The 224-nt window shown below is 70.5% G+C and carries 1 protein-coding gene; it reads left to right on the top strand.

Annotation, left to right across the window (positions count from 1 at the left end; translation table 11 throughout):
• Positions 1–181, top strand: a 181-nt coding sequence (locus F0L46_RS05750) for an SDR family oxidoreductase (RefSeq protein ID WP_149816099.1), incomplete at its 5' end; no start/stop codon positions are given.
• Positions 182–224 lie beyond the last annotated feature (43 nt).

Below are 224 nucleotides of genomic sequence, written 5' to 3'. Positions count from 1 at the left end.
GCTCGACGCGATGGGCGGCGGCCCGGACGTGGTGCAGGCCCGGATCATGGCGAACCTCCCCATGCGGCGGCTGGCAGAGCCCGACGAGATCGTGGAGGCGATGCTGTTCGCCTGCGCGCCGGGGAACTCGTTCATGACCGGCCAGACGCTCGTGGTCGACGGAGGGCTCTCGGCGGTGTGAGGGCGGTCTCACTCTCCTGTGGTGAGAGTGGTGCCCACCCTCC

It is taken from the genome of Salinarimonas soli (genome assembly GCF_008386575.1).
Taxonomy (GTDB): domain Bacteria; phylum Pseudomonadota; class Alphaproteobacteria; order Rhizobiales; family Beijerinckiaceae; genus Salinarimonas_A; species Salinarimonas_A soli.
The sequence above is the reverse complement of the archived record's forward strand: the minus strand, read 5'-3'. Positions and strand labels throughout refer to the sequence as shown.